This is a genomic window from Romboutsia sp. 13368 (assembly GCF_018336475.1).
Taxonomy (GTDB): domain Bacteria; phylum Bacillota; class Clostridia; order Peptostreptococcales; family Peptostreptococcaceae; genus Romboutsia.
In genome coordinates this window covers 2,003,210-2,004,366 of sequence record NZ_CP048741.1, presented here as the reverse complement: position 1 = coordinate 2,004,366, position 1,157 = coordinate 2,003,210, and the positions used below count along the sequence as shown (strand labels likewise).

Here is a 1,157-nt window from a genome sequence, read left to right as displayed (position 1 = left end):
GTGAAGAAGTAGAATTAATAGCTGAATAATTATAGATATTTATAATAAAAAGAACGAATTATTTAAGATTCGTTCTTTTCTTTTTTCTGATTTTTATAATAGTCAATCATATAATCATATATTTGTTCCATTATAGATAATATTTTTAACCCAAAACTTCGAATTATATAAAATTAGCTATAACAAAAATAGTATCAATAAAATATACAGTATATAAAAATATACTTAAATATTCTACATATTAAGAAAGTGATTACTTGTTAAGCTTAATATAAAAACATTCATTATTATTAATATATAAATACTAATAATAATGAATGTTTTAAATGTTAATTATAAATAATATTCATAAAGTAAGTTTATATGATTTATATAATGTGGTAAAATATTGTAGAAATAACAATGAAATTATCAAAAGGAGAATTTATAATGAATAATAAAATAGCGAACATGATAGATCATACAATATTAAAAGCTACAGCAACTAAAGAAGATGTAGTTAAAATATGTAATGAAGCAAAAGAATATGGATTTTTCTCAGTTTGTATAAATCCAGCAAATATAGAGTTAGCAAAAGAAGAACTAAAAGGAAGCGACGTTAAGGTATGTACAGTTATAGGTTTCCCTCTAGGTGCAAATACTTCAGCTGTTAAAGCATTTGAAACTAAAGATGCAATAGCTAAAGGTGCAGATGAAGTAGATATGGTTATAAACATAGGTGCATTAAAAGATAAAAACTACGACTTAGTATATGAAGATATAAAAGCAGTAGTAGATGCAGCTAATAAAGAAGCTTTAGTTAAGGTTATAATAGAAACTTGTTACTTAACTGATGAAGAAAAGAAAATAGCTTGTGAACTTGCAGTTAAAGCTGGTACTGATTATGTAAAAACCTCTACAGGATTCGGAACAGGTGGTTCTACGCCAACTGACATAAAACTTATGAGAGAAACTGTTGGAGAAAACATAGGAGTAAAAGCATCTGGTGGAGTTAGATGCCAAGATGATGCAGTTAAAGTAATAGAAGCTGGAGCATCTAGAATAGGAGCAAGTGCATCAGTTGCAATAGCAAATGGAGATAAGTCATCTAATGGAGATTATTAATCTTTATAAAAACTTAATGATTAAGTTACATTTTTAAGGGTATTTAATATATA

At 26.1% G+C, this 1,157-nt stretch carries 1 protein-coding gene; it reads left to right on the top strand.

The genetic code is table 11. The features are described 5' to 3' along the window. Positions 1–429 precede the first annotated feature (429 nt). The gene (gene deoC / locus G3997_RS08285; RefSeq protein ID WP_330616128.1) at positions 430–1,104 is read left to right on the top strand and encodes a deoxyribose-phosphate aldolase; all 675 of its coding nucleotides are present in this window, start codon (positions 430–432) and stop codon (positions 1,102–1,104) included. Positions 1,105–1,157: the final 53 nt, after the last annotated feature.

Bases quoted from the DNA above. Each gene is read 5' to 3' on its own strand.
- deoC (WP_330616128.1), top strand. From the start codon at position 430: ATGAATAATAAAATAGCGAACATGATAGATCATACAATATTAAAAGCT.